At 70.9% G+C, this 22,672-nt stretch carries 21 protein-coding genes; 15 read left to right on the top strand and 6 right to left on the bottom strand.

Annotated elements, in window-relative coordinates; all coding sequences use genetic code 11:
• Positions 1 to 365: 365 nt before the first annotated feature.
• The 6 genes from IW245_RS12725 to IW245_RS12700 all read right to left on the bottom strand — a co-directional run bounded on the left by IW245_RS12725 (position 366) and on the right by IW245_RS12700 (position 4,697).
• Positions 366 to 872, bottom strand: coding sequence for an HD domain-containing protein (locus IW245_RS12725; protein ID WP_197003385.1), 507 nt, complete (start codon positions 870 to 872; stop codon positions 366 to 368).
• 276 nt (positions 873 to 1,148) lie between these two features.
• The gene (locus tag IW245_RS12720) at positions 1,149 to 1,931 is read right to left on the bottom strand and encodes a DinB family protein (RefSeq protein WP_197003384.1); all 783 of its coding nucleotides are present in this window, start codon (positions 1,929 to 1,931) and stop codon (positions 1,149 to 1,151) included.
• 94 nt (positions 1,932 to 2,025) lie between these two features.
• On the bottom strand, positions 2,026 to 2,676 hold the full coding sequence (locus IW245_RS12715) for a hypothetical protein (protein WP_197003383.1): 651 nt from the start codon (positions 2,674 to 2,676) through the stop codon (positions 2,026 to 2,028).
• 383 nt (positions 2,677 to 3,059) lie between these two features.
• Complete coding sequence (locus tag IW245_RS12710) at positions 3,060 to 3,491, bottom strand: SRPBCC family protein (protein WP_197003382.1); 432 nt, start codon at positions 3,489 to 3,491, stop codon at positions 3,060 to 3,062.
• A 386-nt stretch (positions 3,492 to 3,877) separates the two neighbouring features.
• Complete coding sequence (locus IW245_RS12705; RefSeq protein ID WP_197003381.1) at positions 3,878 to 4,324, bottom strand: SRPBCC family protein; 447 nt, start codon at positions 4,322 to 4,324, stop codon at positions 3,878 to 3,880.
• 73 nt (positions 4,325 to 4,397) lie between these two features.
• Entirely contained in the window at positions 4,398 to 4,697 is a 300-nt protein-coding gene (locus IW245_RS12700) for a DUF1905 domain-containing protein (protein ID WP_197003380.1), read from the bottom strand.
• A 450-nt stretch (positions 4,698 to 5,147) separates the two neighbouring features.
• Here IW245_RS12700 and IW245_RS12695 point away from each other — a divergent pair, with 450 nt between their 5' ends.
• The 15 genes from IW245_RS12695 (at position 5,148) to IW245_RS12625 (ending at position 22,580) form a co-directional block, all read left to right on the top strand.
• Complete coding sequence (locus IW245_RS12695; protein WP_197003379.1) at positions 5,148 to 6,398, top strand: ATP-grasp domain-containing protein; 1,251 nt, start codon at positions 5,148 to 5,150, stop codon at positions 6,396 to 6,398.
• Complete coding sequence (locus IW245_RS12690) at positions 6,391 to 7,182, top strand: Rossmann-like domain-containing protein (RefSeq protein WP_197003378.1); 792 nt, start codon at positions 6,391 to 6,393, stop codon at positions 7,180 to 7,182. The genes IW245_RS12695 and IW245_RS12690 overlap by 8 nt, the downstream gene beginning before the upstream one ends.
• On the top strand, positions 7,179 to 8,234 hold the full coding sequence (locus IW245_RS12685) for a PLP-dependent cysteine synthase family protein (protein WP_233472992.1): 1,056 nt from the start codon (positions 7,179 to 7,181) through the stop codon (positions 8,232 to 8,234). The genes IW245_RS12690 and IW245_RS12685 overlap by 4 nt, the downstream gene beginning before the upstream one ends.
• The gene (locus tag IW245_RS12680) at positions 8,231 to 9,256 is read left to right on the top strand and encodes an enolase C-terminal domain-like protein (protein WP_197003377.1); all 1,026 of its coding nucleotides are present in this window, start codon (positions 8,231 to 8,233) and stop codon (positions 9,254 to 9,256) included. Before IW245_RS12685 ends, IW245_RS12680 begins: the two co-directional genes overlap by 4 nt.
• Positions 9,253 to 10,437 carry an MFS transporter gene (locus IW245_RS12675; RefSeq protein WP_231398781.1) on the top strand — a complete coding sequence of 395 codons (1,185 nt, stop codon included), beginning with the start codon at positions 9,253 to 9,255 and terminating at the stop codon, positions 10,435 to 10,437. Before IW245_RS12680 ends, IW245_RS12675 begins: the two co-directional genes overlap by 4 nt.
• Positions 10,434 to 11,192, top strand: coding sequence for a class I SAM-dependent methyltransferase (locus IW245_RS12670; protein WP_197003376.1), 759 nt, complete (start codon positions 10,434 to 10,436; stop codon positions 11,190 to 11,192). The genes IW245_RS12675 and IW245_RS12670 overlap by 4 nt, the downstream gene beginning before the upstream one ends.
• Entirely contained in the window at positions 11,192 to 12,730 is a 1,539-nt protein-coding gene (locus IW245_RS12665) for an ABC transporter substrate-binding protein (RefSeq protein ID WP_197003375.1), read from the top strand. The genes IW245_RS12670 and IW245_RS12665 overlap by 1 nt, the downstream gene beginning before the upstream one ends.
• A gap of 5 nt (positions 12,731 to 12,735) precedes the next feature.
• Positions 12,736 to 13,674: an ABC transporter permease gene (locus IW245_RS12660; protein WP_197003374.1), complete on the top strand. Its 939-nt coding sequence runs from the start codon at positions 12,736 to 12,738 to the stop codon at positions 13,672 to 13,674.
• Positions 13,675 to 13,732: 58 nt separating this feature from the next.
• The gene (locus tag IW245_RS12655; RefSeq protein ID WP_197003373.1) at positions 13,733 to 14,515 is read left to right on the top strand and encodes an ABC transporter permease subunit; all 783 of its coding nucleotides are present in this window, start codon (positions 13,733 to 13,735) and stop codon (positions 14,513 to 14,515) included.
• On the top strand, positions 14,512 to 16,029 hold the full coding sequence (locus IW245_RS12650) for an ABC transporter ATP-binding protein (RefSeq protein WP_197003372.1): 1,518 nt from the start codon (positions 14,512 to 14,514) through the stop codon (positions 16,027 to 16,029). The genes IW245_RS12655 and IW245_RS12650 overlap by 4 nt, the downstream gene beginning before the upstream one ends.
• Entirely contained in the window at positions 16,026 to 16,550 is a 525-nt protein-coding gene (locus IW245_RS12645; RefSeq protein ID WP_197003371.1) for a GNAT family N-acetyltransferase, read from the top strand. Before IW245_RS12650 ends, IW245_RS12645 begins: the two co-directional genes overlap by 4 nt.
• Before the next feature lie 220 nt (positions 16,551 to 16,770).
• Positions 16,771 to 17,775 carry a permease gene (locus IW245_RS12640; protein ID WP_372445130.1) on the top strand — a complete coding sequence of 335 codons (1,005 nt, stop codon included), beginning with the start codon at positions 16,771 to 16,773 and terminating at the stop codon, positions 17,773 to 17,775.
• Entirely contained in the window at positions 17,769 to 18,512 is a 744-nt protein-coding gene (locus IW245_RS12635; RefSeq protein WP_197003370.1) for a TIGR03943 family putative permease subunit, read from the top strand. The genes IW245_RS12640 and IW245_RS12635 overlap by 7 nt, the downstream gene beginning before the upstream one ends.
• Complete coding sequence (locus IW245_RS12630; RefSeq protein ID WP_197003369.1) at positions 18,512 to 19,579, top strand: hypothetical protein; 1,068 nt, start codon at positions 18,512 to 18,514, stop codon at positions 19,577 to 19,579. Before IW245_RS12635 ends, IW245_RS12630 begins: the two co-directional genes overlap by 1 nt.
• A gap of 898 nt (positions 19,580 to 20,477) precedes the next feature.
• Positions 20,478 to 22,580 (top strand): M4 family metallopeptidase, encoded by a 2,103-nt coding sequence (locus IW245_RS12625; RefSeq protein WP_233473211.1) that lies wholly within the window; start codon positions 20,478 to 20,480, stop codon positions 22,578 to 22,580.
• Positions 22,581 to 22,672 lie beyond the last annotated feature (92 nt).

Raw genomic sequence — 22,672 nt, 5'->3', positions numbered from 1 at the left:
CTACGACAAGGAACCAGTATGGCGGACTTCGTTTTGGTCGCAATAGTTGCCATGGGATTCACTTCGGCATTCCTGGCGAAGGCGGTTGCGCAGAGGAAGGGGCTCGACCCTCAGAGGTACTTCATGTTCGGCATAGCCTTCGGGATCTTCAGTTTGATTGCCGTCGTGATGAGGAGTCCCCGGGGATTCGGGCCGTCCCCTACGTCGCGCCCCGAGTTATAGCGTACGGGGCGGGCTCTCCGAGGGACCGACTCCGACCCCGTGGATCGGACCAGCCCACACTGTGGACCGCTGACCCGCGGCAAGGCCACGCTAGTAGCGCAGCACGCGCTCCAGCACGGCCCGGAAATGCGCGAAGTCCCCGGTCACGACGCCCGGGTCCTTCGCCCCGTCATCCCACCGCCGCGCCGCCACCGCCGCCTCCGCATTCGGCTCCGCCTCGAACGCGGCCACCTCAGGTGACATCGGCTCGCTCTACACCGCCGCGCGTACACCGACGCCTCCTTCAGTCGGCTCAGATACTCCGGATCCACCGTGCACAGGTACCGCTTAGCCGCCACGTGCAGCCGGGCGGGCTCCGTCACGGCCGGCGGGAACCATCGGGAGAGCCAGTCCGCGCCGACCTGGCAGTGCCGGTAGTCGGTGCCGGCCATCAGGTCCGCGCCGGTGAAGTCGCTGACGTCGTGCAGCAGCGCGGCGGCGATCTGGGTGTCGGGGGCATCGGCGGACTCGGCGAGAGCTGCGGCCCGGAGCATGTGGGCGGCTTGGGTGACGGGCTCGTCCAGGTAGTCGGCGGCCCTGGCCCCGACCAACAGGCCGGCCAGGGTGTCCAACGGGGCGCGCCAGCGCGGGACCGCCAAGTCGCTGGCCACGGAAGCCCATCGACTGCCAGCACGGAACCGTCCTCGGCTCGCACCGACATCCGCACCGCATCGACGGCCACCACGACCGCCTCCGCCCAACGACCAACCCAGGAGTCGTTCGATCAGTCGTCGCTCGCCGGGCCAGGCGACCATGAGGCCCTCGCGGGGTACCTGGCCGCCGGCGTACGCAGGGCGAGCGCGATGACGATGTCGCCGAGTGAGCCGATGATCGGGATGCTCACCCCCGCGACGCCGGTCGCGTAACCACGAGCGAGACTCCTTGCCCTAATGCGCTTCCAGGGCGTTGAGGTCGCGCTCCGCGTAGAGCCGATGCTCCCACTCCTCGTGAAACACGTGCAGCAGTACGTCACGCAGGCGACGGTTACGAGACTCCGGCCACCCCGGAGTCCCGACCGGCGTGGTCTCGGCATCGAGGGACTCGTCGGAGACGCCGGCGACGATGTCGCGGACCGTCGCCATCCGGTCCCGACGGAGGTCGAGCAGGGTGTCGAGCGTCGGCCGCGCGTCGCGGTCGCGGGTGATGCCGGCGGGCAGGGCCCGCGTCTCGTCCGGGTCGTCCCAGGGCAGGCCCAGCGGGTGCCACGGCGACGGATCGAGAAGGACGGTCCGTCGGATCCACCCGTCGGTGACCAACACCAGGTGCCGCAGCGTCTCGATGAACGACCACTCTCCGTCAACGGAGGCGTGCAACAGATCAGGATCCAGGCCGCGGGCCCGTTCGACAGAGCCGTCCCACAGCCGCTCGATGACCTGCCACGCCTCGCCGAACCCAGCGGCGTCAGTCGGACGCATCCTGGCCCGCTCGGGATAGCGCCGGTCGAGCTCGGCCTCCACGAGCGCTTTAACTTCGACCCCGTTGACCTTCAGGTTTCCGACGTCACCGGAGATCTCGACATTGTGCAGCTCCACACCCCGCATCGTGACGCCGGACATCTCCACGATCCGAAACCGGGTGTCCGCGAACTCGCAACCGCGGAACTCGACGCCGTTCAGCCGGGTGAGCCGGAACAAAGAACCCGTGAGATCTTCACCAACGAACTCCACCATGACGCGGGACGATAACACCAACCACCGACAGTGCTTGCTAGCTGTACTCACCCGTGTCGTTCGGCCGCGGCTGCGCCACGGTGTCGTCGAAGGCTCAGACTCGCCAGTCGAACAGTTGCTCGGGCAGTGCCGGCGGAGGTCCGGACCAGTCGATACCCTCCGTGTCGAGGGTTGCCTCCTTGAACCAGACCTCGGTGTCATCCCGTGACCGGGCCAGGTGCGCCATCGCGGCGGCGAGATCATCACTTTCGAGGTACAGGAGAACAAGGTCTCCCATCGGGGTGGGTTGGATCCACCAGTCCTCGGTCACTCCGGCGTGTTCGTGGAAGGCGTCGAACCCCGCACGGCGTGGGCCGTTGACCTCGGCGGCGATCCGGCGGTGCGCGTCGGTCTTGCCCGGCAACAGGGGAATCGCGACCGCGACGGCCTGCTCAGCCGCGCTGTCATCCGGCACGGAGGTGTAGATCAGCTCCGGATGGACCGGGATCGGTTGATCGAAGTCGACGGCCATCATGGCCCCGGCGCGTTCCTTGAACCAAACGTCGAACGGCTCCCGGGAGGCTGCGAACGCGACGTTCCCGGCGACCGGATCGGTTCCTTCGAGCATGAGGACGAACAGGTCACCCTGCGGTGTGGCCTGCAGCCAACCGCGCTCCCTGGTCACATCGAGCCGTCGCCGCGACGCCAGCCACTCCTCGCGGCGCTCGGCGACCTCGTTGACGAACCGGTCAGCATCGTCGCGCACGCTTGCCGGTACCGGAAACGCTACTGCGAAACGCGCCATTGTAGGCCCCCAGTGGCATCGGATCGGACCCTCGCAGGACACCGAGCCGCGCGGCCGGTGACCGGTGTCAGGGGTGGATTTCGGCGGCCGCCGTCCGCGAGGGCTTGCCACCTGGCCACGAATGCTTCCTCGTGGCCGGCTTTCACTGTCCAGATTCCCACGGAATACAGCACATCGTCAGTATCTCAGGCCCCACTGGCTCCCGGGCCCGGTTCTCACGGCATGCTGATGTGGTCAGGCCACGTCAGGTAGGGATCGCCCGGTTAGCACCCGGATCGCCGGCAGCCTTGGCGTGACGCGCCGGTACGGCAACAAGTCGTCGATCCACTCCTGTGCGAGCAGGTTCAGGACTCGAGTACCTGTTTGAGGTTTTGCACAAATACCTTGTTCCGGCGCGGAACCATGACCGCCATCATCGGTGTCATGAGGACCCTGACGCCCGTGGGTCGCATCTCGACGGCGCGGGTGAACCGCGCACTCTCTCCTACGGGCTCGACCGTGTAGGTGATCTGCGGCTGAAGACCAGCGAAGTCAGCGCGGTACACCACCCGAGCACCGGGTTCGACCTCGAGGGCGGTGAAGGTGCCGTCAGTTTTGCCCATGAACGGTTTGAACTTCAGAGGGTAGGCCTTCCCGACTACAGGGACTGGGTCCGTATCCGACGGTACCGAATCTATGTCAACATGCCAGTTCGGCTCATTGCGGAGATCAGCGATATATCGAAAGACCTCGTCCGCCGGGCGGGCGACGATGACACTCTCCGCAGACCTGACCATGGCTCCCCCTCAGGCAGGCACCACATTCCAGGACATCGGTCATCTCCAGCCTAGAACCGCACCCCCCCGTGGAGACCCCTCAACGCCCGTCCGGCGGCCCGTTCACGGCCGTAAATCGCACCAATGTTCGCAGGCGACCACGAACCTCTTGCGCCATTATGTCGACTTCAACATTGTTTGTCACCGACTGCACCTAGGCTGGCGGTGGCTGCCGGGCGCGCTGATGACGCGGACGCTGATTTCTCGATGCGCAGGGGAGGAGGGCCATGGCGGAGGTACGGGTGAACAACGTGTCCCTGTATTACGCCGGAAACACGCCGCCGCGAAGGGTTGCGAGAATCCGCCCCCGGGGCGCTCCGCTTGAATGAGTCGTCAGGTATGTCCCTTTAGTGCCCCGACCGTTCCAGGATCCTTTTGAGCATCGCGAGATCCTTGCGGTTGGCGCGGCGCATCGCGGCGGCCATCAGCGGGGCACTGATCGCGGCGAAGCCGCTGGGCTCGCCCCGGTTGCGCAACGTCATGCGCGTACCGTGCTCGCCGGCAGCTTCCCAGGCATATGTCGTCTCCATGGGGAACGGCCCCTCGGCGGTGCGCATGACGAGACGCTCACCGGGGACGAGTTCGACGATCTCGTAGGTGTACGCGAGGCGGCGGCCGAGGAAGTGGGCGACGAAGGCCAGCCGGGAGCTGACGGCGAGCGGCGGCGGCGTCAGCCATGCGACTGAGGTGATGTTGGCATACCACTCTGGCGCGTTGCCCGGGTCCCCGGCGTAAGCGGAGACCTCAGCCGGCGATCGGGAGATCAGGATGTCGGTCACGACGTCGACAGCCATGGTGTCAACCTCTCCACTCGAACCATACGCGGCGCTGGACACCGGTGATGACCGCAGGCCAGGCGGTCGACGGTCACGCGTGGGAACGTGTGCCCGACTCACCAGCGGCCGGCGATATCGACAGGTCGACGTCGTCGCCGACCGACGCGCCGGCCGCCCGCAATGCCGCGCGACTCACCCCCACGCACAGACCGCCCCCGGCGACCAGCATCGTACTTCCGGCGAACGGGGCACCTTCCAGGGTGCCCGACACCCGCATCTGACGGCGTCCGCCCAACTGGCCCACGAGGTCCGCGGGCACGTCCACCACCGCCAGGCCGCCAGGCTTGTCGTCGCGCCACTGGCGGACCGTTCCCCTGAACTCCACAGCCACACGGCCTCCTTGCGGACGAAAATCCTGGTCACAGGCAGTGTCGCACGCACAAACGTGCCCGGCTGACAATCAGCACAGCCGCCGCTGGCCGGTTGCCCCGGGACTGGATGCCGCCGTCGGTTACCCCGACCGGGCCGACGCGCTGGCCACCGCCGGCCTGTAGCGGGCAGGCGGCGGCCACCGGACTGGCCCACCACCACGCGCCGCCGGACAGGACGGTGAGGGTGACGCACGAAGTCGAATGTCATCAAATAACGAATATGTAATGGTGACGCCCTCTTGTGCTGATCTCGTGTGAGGCCTAGCCTCGCTTCAACTCTTCGTCCTGTATGGACATCAACCTCTCCGATCGACGCGCCGGGGTCACCCGTTCAGTCTAGTTGCAAATGATTATCATTTCAGTCTAGGGTCTGACGCAACCCCGAGTCACCTGCCGAGACGGAGCGAGAAATGGCCCACCTGTTGGTCGTGGAGAGCTGGGTCGGCGCGATGAGCCGGCTCCTGCCCCGCTCGATCGCCGAAGCCGGCCACGAGTTCACGTTCCTCACCCGCGACCTCGACCACTACCTGCGCTCCTGGCACGGCCCCGGCCAGCACCCTCTCCTCGGGGCGAAGGCCGTGCTCACCGCCGAGACCAACGACCCGGCGACCGTGCTCGCGGCCGTCGAGACGGCACACCGCCACACCCCCTTCGACGGGGTACTGAGCTCGTGTGACTACTACCTGGAGACCGCCGCCACCCTCGCCCGGCACCTCGGGCTGCCCGGCTGCGACCCTGCGGCGGTGCACCGCACGCACCGCAAGCACCTCGCCCGAGGCGCGATGGCCGACGCCGGCATGCCCACGCCCAACTTCGCCACGGCGCTGCGCTGGCAGGAAGCCGTCCGAGGGGCCGAGGACATCGGCTACCCGGTCGTCGTCAAACCCGTTGACCTGTGCGCGGGCATGTACGTCCGACGCGCCGATGACGAGGCCCAGCTCCGCGCGGCGTTCGACGCCCTCGCGGGCTTCCCGGTCAACGCCCGCGGCCAGGCCAGAGACGCCACGGTGCTGCTCGAGGAGTACCTGGACGGGCCTGAGGTGAGCGTCGAGACCGTGACCGTGGACGGGGAGACCACCGTCGTCGGGGTCACCGACAAGACGATCACAGGGGAGGACTCGTTCGTCGAGGCCGGCCACGCCTTCCCCGCCCCGGTGCCCGCCGAGCACCGCGACGCCGCGATCCGAACGGCGCTTCACGCGCTGGTCGCGCTCGGCGTGGACCTGGCCGTGGCGCACACCGAGATCAAGCTGACCCCGCGCGGCCCGTACGTGGTGGAGGTCAACCTGCGGCCGGCCGGCAATTCCATCACCGAACTGGTCCGGCGGGTGACCGGGATCGACCTGCCGGGCGCGTACCTGGATGTGGTTCGCGGCGTGGCCCCCGACCTGGCCGTCCGCGACACCGGGATCGGCGGGGCCGCGATCCGGTTCGTGGTGCCCGAGCGGACCGGCCGGGTCCTGGCCGTGCGGGGCGCGGACCGGCCGGCCGACGCCGACGTCGTCGAGTGGCAGATCGACGCGACCGCCGGCGGCGATCTGGTCGCCACCGGGGACAACAACGGCTACGCCGGCCGGGTGATGACCGTCGCCGGCACCCCGCGGGAGGCCGCCGCTCTCGCCGCCGAACTCGTCGCGGGCATCGGGATCGACTATGCGTAGCGTCGACGAGCTGATCGCCCACACCCTGCAAGGGGACGGACTCGACACCCCGGTGACGGTCGCGTTCAGCACCCGGCAGGGCGCGCACCACCAGGGCCGGCACACCGGGTACCGCAACGAGGTGGTGTGCGTCCGGGTCGGCGCGGCGGTCGGCGCGTGTTCCGTCGAGCCGGGGGAGTTGCCCGAGGAGGACGTGTTTTCCCATCTCGGCCGGCCGGTGCGGGATCTGCTGACTCATCCCGTGCGGGCGGTGCGGGTGGCGGCGCTGGACGCGTACCTGATGGATCGCAGGCCCTTTGGTTCCGACCAGCATGCGGTCGCCCGGGTGCTTGCCGCCGGTGACTCCCTGGCGAAATCCACGGCCCGGGCCCGCGCGGTCGTGGACCTGCTGCCGGGCGACGTCTCCGGGCCGGTCGCGGTGGTCGGCGTCGTCAATTCCCTGCTGCACGCGCTGCGCGCTCGGGGCATGGGCTACCTGGCCTGCGACTTCAAGGGCGGGTTCACCGAATGGGGCGAGCCCGTGCACACCCGGGCCGCGCTCGACGGGGCCGGCGCGCTGCTGGTGTCCGGCATGACGCTCGGCAACGGCACCTTCGAGCCGCTGCTCGCCCACGCCCGCGACGCCGGCATCCCGTTCGTCGTGTTCGCACAGACCGGCAGCGCCGTCGCCCGGGAGTTCCTCGGCTCGGGCGTGACCGCGCTGTCGGCGGAGCCGTACCCGTTCTTCTGGCTCGACGGCGGGCCGAGCACCCTGCACCACTACACCGCGAAAGGACGCCCGTGAACCGCGCCGACTGTCTCGCCGATCTGGTCGGCAACACCCCCGTGCTGCGGGTGACGACGCCGTTGCCCCGACCGCACCCGGGTTTCTGGGCCAAGTTGGAGTACCTCGGCGCGGGCGGCATGAAGGCCCGGCCCGCCCTGAGCATGCTCCGCGAGGCCCGGCGGCGCGGCGACCTGTTGCCCGGCGCGCCGGTCGTGGAGTCCACCAGCGGCACCCTCGGTGTCGGATTGTCCCTGGCCGGGGCGGCCCTCGGGCATCCGGTCGTGCTGGTGGTCGACCATGAGTTGGAACCGGTGATGCGCGCCATGCTCCAGGCGCACGGCGCGCGGTTGGAGATCGTCACCGAGCCGCACCCGACCGGCGGCTGGCAGGAGGCCCGCAGGCAGCGGCTGCTCGAGCTGTGCCGGGAACTGCCGGGCGCGTACTGGCCCGACCAGTACCGCAACCCGGACAACCCGGCCGGCTACGCGACGCTGGCCGACGAGCTGGCCGCTCAGCTGTCGCCGGTGGACGTCCTGGTGTGCAGTGTCGGCACCGGCGGGCACAGCGCCGGGATCGCCCGCGCGCTGCGGCACCGGTTCCCGGCGTTGCGCCTGGTCGGGGTGGACACCGTCGGTTCGACCATCTTCGGCCAGCCGGCCCGGCCGCGGCTGATGCGTGGCCTGGGCAGCAGCATCTACCCGCGCAACGTCGCCTACGACGCGTTCGACGAGGTGCACTGGATCGCGCCCGCCGAGGCCGTGGACACCTGCCGGCGGCTGGCCCGGCACGCGTTCGTCTCGGGTGGCTGGAGCACCGGCGCGGTCGCCCGGGTCGCCGCCTGGGTCGCGGCCACCGGCCCCGGCCAGCAGGTGGTGGCCGTGTTCCCCGACGGCCCGCTCCGGTACTGGCAGACCATCTTCGACGACGACTACTGCACGCGGCACGGTCTCCTCGACAGCCTGCCGGCCACCGCGCCCGCCGACGTCGACAGCCCGGACGGGGCCGAGGTGGATCGCTGGACCCGATGTCAGGTCGTCCGCGACCCGCTGATCAGGGCGGTCCCGGCATGAGGCTCACGTGGTCGGTGACGACGCTGCGCCTGCGCGAACCGTTCCACACGTCGCGGGGTGTCACCGGCGAACGCGAGGCCGTGGAGGTCGCGGTCGAGCACGACGGTGTGATCGGGCACGGCGAGGTCGTCACGAGCCGGTACTACCAGCTGGACGTGGCCGCCATCGCAACCGTCCTCGCCAGACTGTCCCCGGTCGTGGCGGCGTGCCGATCGGAGGCGGAGCTGCGGGCCACGCTGCCGGGACTGCGACTCACCCATCCTGACACGCTTGCGGTCATCGCCGCCGTGGACGCCGCGGCCCACGACCTGATCGGCCGGGCCAACGGGCTCGCTGCCCACCGGGTGCTCGGGACACCGCCGGTGGCCGGTCCCCGCACGGCGTACACCATCGGACTGCGCGGCCCGCGCGACGCCGCGATCGAGGCGGCCCGGCTGGTGGGGCGGGGTTTCGGCGTGCTGAAGCTCAAGCTCGGCCGCGACGACGATGTGGCGGTGGTCGCCGCCGTGCGTTCCGCCGCCCCCGACGTGACCTTGTTGCTGGACCCCAACGGCGGCTGGGACGCCGACACCGCCAGTCGCCGCCTCGACGCGCTGGCCGGCTACGGGATCGCGGCCGTCGAACAGCCCGTCCGGCACGGCCACCTGGCCCTCCTGACCCGGGTCGCGGCCCGGTCCCCGATCCCGGTCATCGCCGACGAGGACGCCCGCACCGCGGACGACGTGGGTCGCCTCGCAGGCCTCGTGCACGGCGTCAACGTCAAACTCGTCGAGTGCGGCGGCCTCGGCGGCGCGGTCGAGATGGCCCGGACGGCCAAGGCGCTCGGCATGCAGGTGATGCTCGGCTGCCTGGCATCGAGCACCCTGTCCGTCGCCCCGGCCGTGCACCTGGCCGGGCTCGCCCGATGGCTCGATCTCGACGGGCACCTGCTACTCGCCGAGGACCCGTGGACGGGTATCGGCGGCACCGACGGCACCCTGACCCAGCCCACCAGCCCCGGGCTGGGGGTGCGGCGGCGATGAGGGCCATGTCCTGGCCGTTGCGGGTGCTGCTGGTCAACCAGTTCGGGGTCAACGTCGGCTTCTACCTGCTCGTTCCCTTCCTCGCCGGGTACCTCGACGGGCTCGGGCTGGCCGCCACGGCCGTCGGCCTGGTCCTCGGTGTGCGGACCCTGAGCCAGCAGGGCCTGTTCCTGCTCGGCGGGACCCTCGCCGACCGGTGGGGACCGCGCCCCGTCATCATCGTGGGCTGCGCGCTGCGCACCGTCGGATTCGGCCTGTTCGCGGTCCTCGACAACCTGCCGGGCCTCCTGGCGGCAGCCGTCCTCAGTGGCCTGTCGGGTGCGCTGTTCAACCCGGCGGTCCGGGCGTACGTGGCGGTGGAGGCCGGCGACGGGCGCGCGGAGGCGTTCGCCCGCTTCGCCGTGTTCGCCAACGCCGGGGCCCTTGCCGGACCGCTGCTCGGCGCGGCCCTGATCGGGGTCGGGTTCCCCGTCGTGGCCGGCGGCGCGGCTGGCATCTTCGCGGCGCTCACCGTCGCGCAGGTGTTCGCGTTGCCCGCCCGGTCCGTCGCGCGCCGGCCGGAGTCGGTGTGGCGGGACTGGCGGGGAGTGCTCGGCCACCGGGAGTTCCTCGGATTCACGGTCGCGGCCAGCGGGGTGTTCGCCCTGTACACGCAGCTGTATCTCGTCATTCCGCTCGCAGCCGAGCGCGCCACCGGTACGCCCCGGGCCGTCGGAGGGGTGTTCCTGCTGGCGACCGTGCTCAGCCTGGCGCTACAGGTGCCGATCACCGCGTGGTGCCGGGAGCACTGGAGCCCGGGCCATGCCGTGGCCGTGGGACTGGCGCTGATGGGGGCGGCTTTCCTGCCGCCGCTCGCGGCCCAGCGCGGTCCGGTCGGGGTCGGCGCGGTGACGGTCTCCGTGCTGCTGCTGTCCCTCGGGTACGCCGTCGCCAACCCGTTCGTCATGGACCTCGTCGCTGGCCTCGGGGACCGGGACCTGCCCGGCACCCAGTTCGGCGTGTTCTACCTCGTGTCCGGCCTCATCGCCGCCGGGGCCTCGGCCGGGGCGGGCGCCTTGTGGCAGACCGGCTGGGCCTGGGGGCCCCTCGCCCTGCTCGGGGTCGGCTGCGCGGTCGCCGTCGCCGGGCTCGACCGGGCCGGCGCGCTGGTCACGGCGACCGTCTCAGGGAGTAGCCGATGAATCTGTTGACCGACAATCCCGCCCTCTACGAGGCAGCCTTCCCGGACCCGGAGCACACGGCGGCGATGTTCGTCGACGGAGTCATCCGGCACTACGGCGCACCTGGCCGAAGGTTGCTGGACCTCGGCTGTGGCACCGGCCGCGACGCCGGGCACCTGGCCACCCTCGGCTACACGGTCGTCGGGCTCGACGCGTCGCAGGCCATGCTGGACTACGCGCGGGCCACCTACCAGGGAACCTTCGTGCCAGGCCGGATCGAGTCCTTCGACCTGGGCGAGACGTTCGACGCGATCACCTGCCTGGACAGTGCCCTGCTGTACTGCCACACCAACGACGACCTCGCCGGCGCCCTCGCCGCCTGCCGCGCGCACCTGGCCCCCGGTGGGCTGTTCGTCGCCGAGATGCGCAACGGCGCGTTCTTCCTCGGCAACGACGAACTGCTCGGCGCGCCGCGGCAGCGCACCGTCGGCGGGCACACCGCCACGACCCGGCTGTGGATCGACCACGCCGCGCAACTCCTGCGCCGCGAACGGATCTGGCAGCCCGAGGGCCGCGTCGACCGGTCCGCCTGGCGGCTGCTGTTCCCCCAGGAACTGCGCCACTTCCTCACCGTCGCAGGCTTTGAGGTACTGGCCTGCTTCGACACCCCCGGCCCGCGCACCGACATCGCATGGCACCCCGCAACGCCGCCCGGCACCACCCTCGCGGGGGACCGGCTGCACGTCATCGCACGTTCCCACGGAAAGGTCTCCTGATGTTCGTTCCCACTCGCCGCGGCCTCCTGCTCGGTGGCGCCGCCCTGACCGGCGGCGTCCTCCTCGGCGGCTGCTCCACCCCCGCCGGGACCCCCAAGGGGGCCCCGTCGCCGAAGAAGGGCGGCCGGGTGCGCGCCGCGTTTCAGACCGCCGGGGCCAAGGAGACCCTCGATCCGCACGCTGCGAGCCTGTTCGTGGACGGCGCGCGCAGCAAGGCCCTGTTCGACAAGCTCGCCGACCTGGGACCGGACATGTCGCCGGTGCCGCGCCTGGCGGAGAAGTTCGAGCCGAACGCCGATGCCACGAAGTGGCGGGTCACGCTGCGCAAGGCCACTTTCCACGACGGGAGGCCCGTCACCGCCGACGACGTGCTGGCCAGCTACGCCCGGATCCTGGCGGCGCCCGCCACGAGGCGTGCCGCCGTGCAGCTCGACGCGATCGACCTCAAAGCCAGCAGCGCGGTCAGCGCGCAGGTCATCGAGTTCGTCCTCAAGCGGCCCCAGTCGGAGTTCCCCCTCGCGACGACCGCGTTTGGGTCGTGGATCGTGCCGAAGGACCTGACCGACTTCACCAGACCCGTAGGTTCCGGACCCTTCCGGTTCGCCTCGTTCGCGGCGGGCGGCACGCTGGTCGTCGACCGCTTCGACGGGTACTGGGACTCACCCGCCCACCTCGACCGGGTCGAGTTCGTGCCCGCCAACGAGGAGACCGCGCGGATCAACGCGCTCGTCGGCGGCCAGGTGGAGTACGCGCACGACCTCAGCGCCGCCAGCGCCCGCACCTACGCCACCGACAAGCGCATCGCCGTGCACCGCGCGCCGGGCTCGGCCATGCACGCGTTCGCCATGAAACTCGACCGGGCACCGTTCGACAAGCCGGAGGTGCGCGCGGCGTTCCGCCTCATGGTTGACCGCGAGGAGCTGGTCCGCACCGTGCTGGGCGGCATGGGCTCGATAGGCAACGACCTGTTCGGCAAGGGCTACCAGTACTACGCCGACCTGCCCCAGCGCACCCGTGATCTCGACAAGGCGAAAGCTCTCCTCAAGCAGGCAGGGGCCGACGGGCTCAAGGTGCCGTTGCAGACGGCGCCGGCCGGGGCCGGGCTCGTGGAGGCCGCGACCCTGTTCGCCGAGCAGGCCAAGGCCGCCGGGGTGACCCTGGATGTGGCCGTGGGCAACAAGGACACCTTCTTCAAGGACACCCTCAGCGGCGGTGCGATCTCCTCCTACCGGTCGGGTTCCATGCCGATCGACACCCACCTGGCGTCCCGACTGCTCACCACCTCCCCGCAGAACGTGACCAAGTGGGGTTCGCCAGAGTTCGACGCCCTGTACCGCACGATGCAGTCGACAGTCGACCCCGCCGCGCGGACCGCCGCCTACAAGGACATGCAGGTCCAGTTGCACGAGAGGTGCGGCCTGCTCGTCTGGGGTTTCGCGGACTGGATCGTCGGCACGTCCGCGGGGCTCAACGGCGTCGCCGACGCCCCGCCGAACACCCTGGACTGGGCCCGCTTCGACAAGGTCTGGCTGGCCTGACCGACGTGCTGCGCTACACCATCGGCCGGCTGGGCGTCGGCCTCGCCCAGCTGTTCGTCGTCGCCACCGGCGTCTTCGTCCTCACCGCGGCCCTACCCGGCGACGCGGCCGTGGTCGCTGCGGGCGATCTGCCCGACCCGGCCAGGATCGCCGTGATCCGGCACTCCCTGGGCCTGGACCGGCCGGCGTGGGACCGTTACGTCGACTGGCTGACGGATCTGGTGACCGGTGACCTGGGTACGTCCCTGGTCACCGGCCGCCCGGTCGGCGACGTGCTCGGCGCGGCTGTCGGGCCCACGGCTCTGCTGGCAGGGGTCACCCTCGCGGTGCTGCTCCCGCTGTCGCTGCTGCTCGGCGTGCTCGCCGCGCTGCGCGAGGGAGGCAGGGTCGACCGGGCGATCAGCGCCGCGACCGTTGCCCTGCACGCCGTCCCCGAATACGCCCTCGCCGTGCTCCTCGTCGCCGTGTTCGCCCTGTGGCTCGGGGTGCTGCCCGCCACCGCCGTCGGCGGTTCCCTGGCACAGACGCCCGTTCTGCTGGTTCTGCCGGTGACGGTCCTGTTCGCCCGGTCGGCGGCCTCCCTGGTCCGGCTGATCCGGGCCGGGATGGTCGACGCCCTGGCGTCGGAGTACGTCGCACACGTCCGACGGCACGGGCTGTCCCCGTGGCGGGTGGTGTTGCGACACGCGCTGCCCAACGCCCTCGTCCCCGCCGTGCAGCAACTCGCCCGCACCGTCGACTGGCTGTTCGGCGGCATCGTGGTCGTGGAGGCCGTGTTCGCCGTGCCCGGGCTGGCCGCCGCGATCGTCGAAGCGGTGTCCGGGCGCGACATCCCGGTCGTGCAGGCCGCGACCGTACTGGTCGGGGCCGTGGTGATCTGCGTGAACCTGGCAGCCGACCTGACCGCCTACCGCCTGACGCCCCGGGCGCAGGTGACCAGGTGACACCGAGCCGATGCCCATGGCCGCCCGCCGCCCGCCCGGCCGCGGCGGGAGGCGCACGATGAGGGGCCGGACCGTGGTCGCGGGGGCGCTCGTCGCGGTGCCGGTCGCCGTCGCCGTCGCCGGCCCCGCGTTCGCGCCGTTGACCACCACCAGGCGCGACATCGCCTACTGGTCGGGCCCCGGTCACCTGCTGGGGACCGATTTCCTCGGCCGCGACGTCCTCGGCCTGGTTCTGCGCGGCGGCACCTCCGTCCTGCTGCTCGCCGCGGCCGCCACCCTCGTCGCCTACGCCGCCGGGGCACTTCTCGGACTCGCCGCCGCCGGCACCCGGCGTCGCTGGCTCGACGAGCTGGCGATGCGGCCCCTGGACGTGCTGCTGGCGGTGCCCGCGCTGCTCGTGCTGTTGCTCGTCGCCTCGCTCACCGACCGCGGCGTCGGCATGGTCGTCGCCGTCGTCGCCGTCGTCAACACCCCGGCCATCGCCCGCCTCGTGCGGGCCGCGGCCCTCGACGCGATCCGCCGGCCGGCCGCCGAGGCGATGGTGCTGCAGGGCGAGCCCCGCTGGCGGGTGTACACCGTCTTCGTCGCCCGCGAGATCGCCCGCCCCCTCGCCGCCGACGCCGGCACCCGGCTGACCACCGCCGTGTACCTCGTCGGCGCCGCTAACTTCCTCGGCGTCGGACTGCCACCCGGCTCGGCCGATTGGGCCGTACTCGTCGACCGCAACCGCGCCGGCCTGCTCCTTCAGCCGTGGGCGGTCCTCGCCCCGGCGCTGCTGATCGTGGCCCTCACCGTCGGCGTGAACCTGCTCGCCGACGACCTCACCCGGAGACGACGATGATCGAACTCACCGACCTGGTGGCCCGCGTCGATGGAACAACCATCGTGGACCGTATGACCGTGCGGGTCCGGGCCGGCGGGGTGCTCGCCCTCATCGGAGAGTCCGGCAGCGGCAAAACGACCACCGGCCTCGCCCTCCTCGGCGAGACCCGCCCCGGCGTGACCCTGGCGGGCCGGGTCGTCGTCGACGGCCACGACATGCTCGCCGAGAAGGCCCGTGGCCTGGTCGGCTACGTGCCCCAACACCCGGCCTCAGCGCTCAACCCGGCCCGTCGCGTCGGCGGGGTCCTCGCCGAACTCGCGAGGGCGCGCCCGTCCACCGCGGTGCGGGGCCGGCGTGCCGGTGCCCGCGAGGCCGTGGCCGCCGCCCTCACCGCGGCCCAACTGCCCTCCGACCGTGACACGATGCGCCGATTCCCGCACCAGTTCTCCGGCGGCCAGCAGCAACGGCTCGCCCTCGCCGGGGCACTCGTCGGCGGGCCCCGGGTTCTCGTCCTCGACGAACCCACCACCGGCCTGGACCCGGTCACCCGCCGCGCCGTCCTCGACGAACTCGCCGGACTCGCCGCCGCCGGGCTCACGCTCGTGCTCCTCACCCACGACCTCGGCGCGGTCCGCGTACTCGCCGAACAGATCGTGGTCCTGCGCCGGGGCCGGGTCGTCGAACAGGGGCCGGTCGCGACGTTGGCGGCACCGGTACACGCCTACACCCGGGAACTTCTCGCCGCAGAGCCCCAATGGCGCATCCCCGCGCCGGTGCCGCCCGCCGCGGCGCTCCTGCGGGTCGCGGGCCTGTCGGCCAGGTACGGCCGCCGCCCGGCCCTCGCCCCATTGGACCTGTCGGTGCCGGCCGGCGGACGCCTCGGCGTCGTCGGCGCGTCCGGCAGCGGCAAGACGACCCTCGGCCGGTGCCTGGCTGGCCTGCACGAACCGGCCACCGGCACGGTGAGCGTGCGCGGCGAGGTACTGCCCGCCCGACTCGACCGGCGCGACCTGGCCCAGCGCCGCCGGGTGCAGTACGTGTTCCAGGACCCGCACGCCTCCTTCGACCAGCGCCGCCCCGTCCTGGACCAGGTCGCACGGACCGCGATCCGGCTGCGCGGCCTCGCGACCGGCCCGGCGCACGCGGAGGCCGACGCGCTCCTGACCCGGCTGGGAGTCGCCCCCGCAACCGCCGGCAGGCGACCGGGTGGCCTGTCCGGCGGCGAACTGCAACGCGCCGCCATCGCCCGGGCCCTCCTCGCCGAGCCCGATGTGCTGGTCTGCGACGAGGTCACCTCCGCGCTGGACCCGCTCACCCAACGCGCCCTGATGGACCTGCTCGCCGGCTTGGCCACCACGCTCGTGCTGATCAGCCACGACCTGCCGCTCGTCGCAGAGATGTCTGACCATCTGGCCGTCCTCGCCGACGGACAGCTCGTCGAGCACGGCCCCACCGCGGCCCTGCTCACCGACCCGCGACACCCGCTCACCCGGGCGCAACTCGACGCGCTCGCCGACCAGGAGGTGCGATGACCTACACGATCAGGGCGGCGGGCGAGGGCGACCTCGACGGCGCGCGCCACGTCATGCTCGACACGTTCTACCGCGACCTCGGCCACGGCTACGTGCCCCGCTGGCATGCCGACGTCGTGGATCCCCGCACCGCCTACCTGGCACCGGCCCGCCACGCGTTGTTCGTCGCGATCCTCGACGGGGAGGTGGTCGCCACGACCGGGGTGCGCGCCGAGGGCCCCCGGTGCCCGCCGCACCCGGCGTGGCTGGTCGAGCGCTACCCGTCCGGATCCACCGCCCAACTCTTCCGGGTGTACGTCCGCCCCGAACACCGCCGCCACGGCCTCGCCCGGGCCCTCGTCGGCGAGGCGTGCGCCTTCGTCGCCCGGGCCGGCGGCTACAGCGCCATCTACCTGCACACCGACACCCGGGTACCCGGAGCGGAGGCCTTCTGGCGCTCCCAGGCCAAGCAGGTACACGCCGACCGGGACGCGTCACCGGTCGTGCACTTTGAGATTCCGATCCGGGAGTCCCCGGCCTGACCCGGCCCCGACCCGCCGGGACGCGTGTCCTGGCGGGCCGGGCGCTGTCACGGCCGGGCTGCCGTCGAGGAGCCGGGTCGGCGATCGTGGCGCGCCGGTGCTCACGGCCCACTTCAGGGGTCGACATGATGAGCGATGCACCGTTGCGCCCAACCTAACGTGCCCGTTATATGGTTTTCACTCCTTTATCTGGAGGCGTTGGAGCCGTAGCCTGCACTCTGTGCAGACACAAACCGTCGGGCGGGCCACCGGCGCCCCACCCGCGTCAACCCGACGCTGGTCGGTGCGTTCCGTGGAGGTCCTCGCCGTTCTCCTCGTGCTAGCGGCGCTGGGCAGGGGCCTTCTCTCTGATGCGATGGGTACGCCGCGGTTGCAGAGTTGGTCGACGGTGTTCATCTCGATCGTGATTCAGGCGATGCCGTTCGTCGCCCTCGGCACCCTGCTGTCGGCGGCGATTGCGGTGTTCGTGCCGCCGGCGTTTTTCACGAGGGCTTTGCCGAAGAACAAGATGTTGGCCGTGCCGGCCGCTGGTATCGCCGGGGGCATCCTGCCCGGCTGCGAGTGCGCCTCGGTGCCGGTCGCTGGCGCGCTCGTCCGCCGCGGCGTCACCCCGGGGGCGGCGTTGGCGTTCCTGTTGTCCGCGCCGGCGATCAATCCGGTGGTGATGGTGTCGACGTATGTCGCCTTCCCTGGTCAACCGTCCATGGTGTTCGCCCGGTTCGGCGCGAGCCTGGGGGCGGCGGTGTTGATGGGCTGGTTGTGGCTGCGGGTCGGCCGCGATGACTGGCTGCGCCAGCCGAAACACCACGACCACGCCGGCGAGGGCAAGGTGATGGCGTTCGTGGCGGCGGCGCGGCACGACATGACCCAGGCTGGCGGGTACCTGGCGATCGGCGCGTTCGCCGCGGCGACGCTGAACGTGACCGTGCCGCCGTCGTGGCTGCGGGCTGTCGCGGACAATCCGGTGCTGGCTGTGCTCGCGCTGGCCGTCCTGGCTGTGGTGTTGTCGATCTGTTCGGAGGCTGACGCGTTCGTGGCGGCGTCGTTGACCCAGTTCTCGCTCACGGCGCGGTTGGTGTTCCTGGTCGTGGGCCCGATGGTCGATCTGAAACTGTTCGCCATGCAGGTCGGGGCGTTCGGCCGGCGGTTCGCGCTGCGGTTCGCACCCACCACCTTCGTCATCGCCGTACTCGTCGCCGTCGGAACAGGAGCGCTGCTGTGGTGAGACAGGCCACCCGGTCGGTGATCTTGCTGCTGGTCGGCGGCGCGATCCTCAAGACCACGGTCAGCGGGAATTACGTCCGCTACGTCAAGGAGGGCATGTGGCCGCTGCTGTACCTGGCCGGCGGGGCGATGGTCGCCATCGCCGTCCTCGGGATCGCCGGCCTGTTCCGCAAGACCGCCCGCCAGGGCCATGACCACGAGGGCCATGACCACGACGGGCACGGGCACGAGCACGGCGGGCGGTTTGACGCCGCGTGGCTGCTCATGGTCCCGATGCTCGCCGTGCTGCTGCTCGCCCCGCCCGCCCTCGGCGGATTCTCCGCCAACCGGACCGGCTCCGCCCTGGGCACCGCCCCCGCCAACGCCGACTACCCGCCACTACCCGCCGGCGACCCGGTCCGCCTATCCGTCCTGGACTACGCCAGCCGCTCCGTGTTCGACGGAGGCCGCACCCTCACCGACCGGACCGTGAAACTCTCCGGGTTCGTCGTCGCAGGCCCCGACAACCGGGTATACCTGGCCCGGCTGCGCATCACCTGCTGCGCCGCCGACGCCCGGCCGATCAAAGTCGGCCTCACCGGCGCGCTGCCAGACGGCCTGGCCCCGGACAGCTGGATCGAGGTCGTCGGCACGTATGACCCCCGCACCGACGTCGACGAGGTCAGCGCCGAGAAGATTCCCTACATCACCGTCACGAAGGCGACCCCGATCGCCGCTCCCAAGAAAGCCTACGAGTGATGGATCTTCGACTGCGAGCCAGCACCCTGGCAGCCGTGGCCGCCGTCGGCGCACTGTTCGCGCTGCCGGCCCCACACCCTGCGGCCCCACCAGCGCAACCGGCCGCCGCCGGCCCGCCCGTGCCGTTGGAGACCGCATGGCCGGCGGCGAAGGTGAGCACTCTGCCCAGCGTCCAGCCGGACGGCAGCACGTTCCTGCCCCTCCTGGTCGTCTCGCCGGACATCCTGGCGGGCATGCGCAACGGTAAGACGTTCGTGCTGCGCACCCCGACCGAGACCCGGGAACTCGCCCCCAACGTCACCGGCCTCGCCCGAACGTTGGACGCCTACACCGTCGCCGGCGGGCAACTGTTCTGGATCGTCAGCGTCAAGGACCTCAACGGAGGGCAGCGGTCCACCCTGTGGACCGCTGACATCGCCGCCGGCCCGGCCCGGGTGCTGGCCACCGACACCGGCGCTCCCCGCGCACGCGCGGGCGCGTTGGATCTGCAGGTCGTCGACGGCGTCGTGCACTGGGCCGGCGACGGACCCGACGGCGGCACGGAACTGCGCGCCGTGCCGGCCACCGGCGGACCGGTCAGCACCACCCGAGTCAAGGGCCGCTACACCCTGTCCGCGTGGCCGTGGCTGTCCCCGGCCATCAGCACGACCGGGGCACCGGTGGAGCTCCTCAACGCCGACACCAAGGCCGTCCTGAAGGTGCCAGCGGCCAAGGGCCGCCGGCTCAGTTGCGGCCCCGCGTGGTGCAGGTCAAGTGACGACGGGGTCCTGGAACTGCGCCGCGTCGACGGCAGCGACCCGCGCAGGTTCGGCGAGCAGGGCGCACGCCCGACGAGCTACCCGATCGGCGCGGTGAACACCCTGGACGTCTTCACCGCCGGGGTGGCCTCCACGGCCTCAGGTCTCATCAGGCCTCTGTTCCTGTACGACATCCCCGGTCACCGCGTCGTGCAGGTCGCGTCGGCGGCCGGCGCGTTCGGAGTCCGCGACAACTGGCTGCTGTGGTCGACCGGCGACAATGAGGGACTCGCCTGGCATTTCCTTGACCTGCGGTCCCTCGCGCCGTAGCGGCACCGGACGTGGCCAGGCACCCGGGTGGGTGCCTGGCCACGTCGCAACGGTGCCCGAGCGCGCGGCGCCGGAACACGGCTTCGCGGTTCGCTTTCGGCTGTTCCATCAATGTGCACAAGGATCGATACTCGTAACTGAATGCGCTAACGTAGAGGCTGGACGGTCGCCGACGTTACAAATCTGTTATTAATTTCGGCCGAACTCGCGGCAATTCGTTCCCACCCAGATCGCCTCCCCGCGGTGCGCAGGTTATCTGACTGTCCAGCCGCCAGGCAGATGTCATCGCCGTTACATTTCTCATTGGGGAGAAATCAATTCCGCCGACCGGCCGGCGTCCAAAACTTTTGCCGCCCCGTGAACCCTCGATCCGGGGAAAACGCGGACCTTTCGTGGTGCCCCGCCCACCGAGGCGGCCCGCGTGCCTGCAGCCGCCCAGGCACCGTCCAGCGGGGCCACAGGGTCGCCTGAACCGGACGTGAACGGACCATCCGGCCGCCTCGACGGACCAAAAACGTGGCAACGGCGATGACCAAACCCCGCTCCCGCAGCAGCCCACACCAGGCAGGGGAGCCTTTGCGGCGTCGCGTTCACGCAATTCTCGCGCGCGTGCGTGGCACCGATTCACTCTGACGCGGGACGGAACACGGAGCCCCGCTGACTGCGGAGAGCAATTCTGTGAAAGCGGTGCGCATCGCCGGGGCGGCCGGCGCATTTCATTCGTAACGTTGCCTTAAGTGGTATTGACTCAAGGCGATGGTCGCGGATACCTTTTGCGCCACCTGGGTGTTACAAGCTCACGCAAGCAACGCCTCGGTGCGTCACACACCACCCCTCACCTTGACCAGTGCGCGGCGTCCACGAACGACGGACGCCGACCTGGCGCGAAGGAGCATTCGTGAAACTCCCTCAACGGATACTGACCGTGGGTGGCGCACTCGCGCTCACCGTGGCCGCGGCCGGAACCGCTGCGGCCGTCACGGCACCCGCTGACACCCTGGCCGCGGCGCCCACGGCGCTCGCCGCGCACGCCTCGGCCATGCAGGCCACCGCGTCGCTCGTCGCCAGCCGGCCGTCGTACCTGAAGGCCAGCGCCGACGACACCTTCGTCCAGCACGAGGCCGTCGCCTCGCACGGGACGCAGTACGTGGCCTACGACCGCACCTACAAGGGCCTCAAGGTCACCGGCGGCGACTTCGTGCTCGCCACCGACGGGTTCGGCCAGCTGAAGTTCGCCTCCGTCGCCCAGGACCACGCGATCGGCAACCTGTCGGTCACCCCGCAGGTCGCCCAGGCGGCCGCTGAGGCCACCGCGAAGGCCAAGATCGTGGCGCCGACGCTCGAGGGCACCCAGCTCGTGGTGTTCGCGCTGGGCGGCACCCCGACCCTGGCCTGGGAGTCCACCGTGCACGGCCACACCGCGCAGGGCGGCGCGACCCGCCAGACGGTGGACGTCGACGCGGTCACCGGCAAGGTGCTCGCCAGCAAGGAGCACGTCACCAACGGCACGGGCAACTCGGCCTACAACGGCCCGGTCACCATCGCCACCTCCGGCTCGGGCAGCTCCTTCTCGATGACGGACCCGACGCAGACGAACCTCAGCTGCCAGGACGCGGCGAACAACACCACGTTCACCAAGTCCTCCGACAGCTGGGGCAACGGCTCGGCGGCCAACAAGGAGACCGGCTGCGTCGACGCGCTGTTCGCGACGCAGACCGAGGTCAAGATGCTCTCGCAGTGGCTGGGCCGCAACGGCCTGGACGGCTCCGGCGGCGCGTGGCCGATCCGGGTCGGCCTGGCTGACGTCAACGCCTACTACGACGGCACGCAGGTCCAGATCGGGCACAACAACGCCAACCAGTGGATCTCCTCGATCGACGTCGTCGCCCACGAGAACGGCCACGGCATCGACGACCACACCCCCGGCGGCATCTCCGGCAACGGTACCCAGGAGTGGATCGCCGACTCCTTCGGCGCGGCGACCGAGTACTTCGCCAACGAGCCGGCGCCGTACGACACCCCGGACTGGACCGTCGGCGAGTCGATCAACCTCGTCGGCACCGGCCCGATCCGCAACATGTACAACCCCTCGCTGGTCAACGGCAACCCGAACTGCTACTCCAGCTCGATCCCGAGCGGTGAGGTGCACGCGGTCGCCGGCCCCGGTAACCACTGGGACTACCTCGTCGCCATGGGCTCCAACCCGGCCGGTGGCCCGGTCAGCCCGACCTGCAACAGCACCACGATCACGGGTATCGGCGTCCAGAAGTGGATCACCGTCCTGTACAACGCGATGCTGATGAAGACCTCGTCGGCCTCGTACCTCAAGTACCGCACCTGGACGCTGCAGGCCGCCAAGAACCTCTACGGCGCGACCGGCTGCACCGAGTTCAACACGGTCAAGGCCGCGTGGGACGCGGTCAGCGTTCCGGCCCAGGCCGGCGACCCGACCTGCACCGGCGGCGGCACCCCGACGCCGACCCCGACCAAGACCACCAGCCCGAGCCCGTCGGCCAGCCCCACGGCCAGCCCGACCTCGACCCCCGGCACCTGCTCCGGCCAGAAGCTCGGCAACCCCGGCTTCGAGACCGGCACCGCCACCCCGTGGACCGCCACCTCCGGCGTCCTCGACAGCGGCACCACCCAGCCCGCGCACGGCGGTAGCTGGAAGGCGTGGATGAACGGCTACGGCTCCAGCCACACCGACACGCTCTCGCAGTCTGTGGCCATCCCCGCCGGATGCCACGCGACCCTGAGCTTCTACCTGCACATCGACACCGCCGAGACGGGCTCCACGGTCTACGACAAGCTGACCGTGACCGCCGGCTCCACCACCCTGGCGACGTACTCCAACGTCAACGCCGCCGCCGGTTACGTCCTGCGGACCTTCGACGTCTCGTCGCTGGCCGGCACGACCGCCACCATCAAGTTCAACGGTGTTGAGGACTCGTCCCTGCAGACCTCGTTCGTCATCGACGACACCGCGCTCACCCTGAGCTAGTCAACACAGCTCGACGGACGGGCACCCGGGACATCTCCCGGGTGCCCGTTTCTTCTCCTCCGGGGCCCCAGGCATGGAACCGCCCGCTCGCC

The sequence above is a fragment of the Longispora fulva genome (genome assembly GCF_015751905.1).
GTDB classification, from domain to species: Bacteria; Actinomycetota; Actinomycetes; order Mycobacteriales; family Micromonosporaceae; genus Longispora; species Longispora fulva.
Note: the sequence above shows the minus strand (reverse complement) of the source record. Positions and strands in the feature narration are given on the sequence as shown.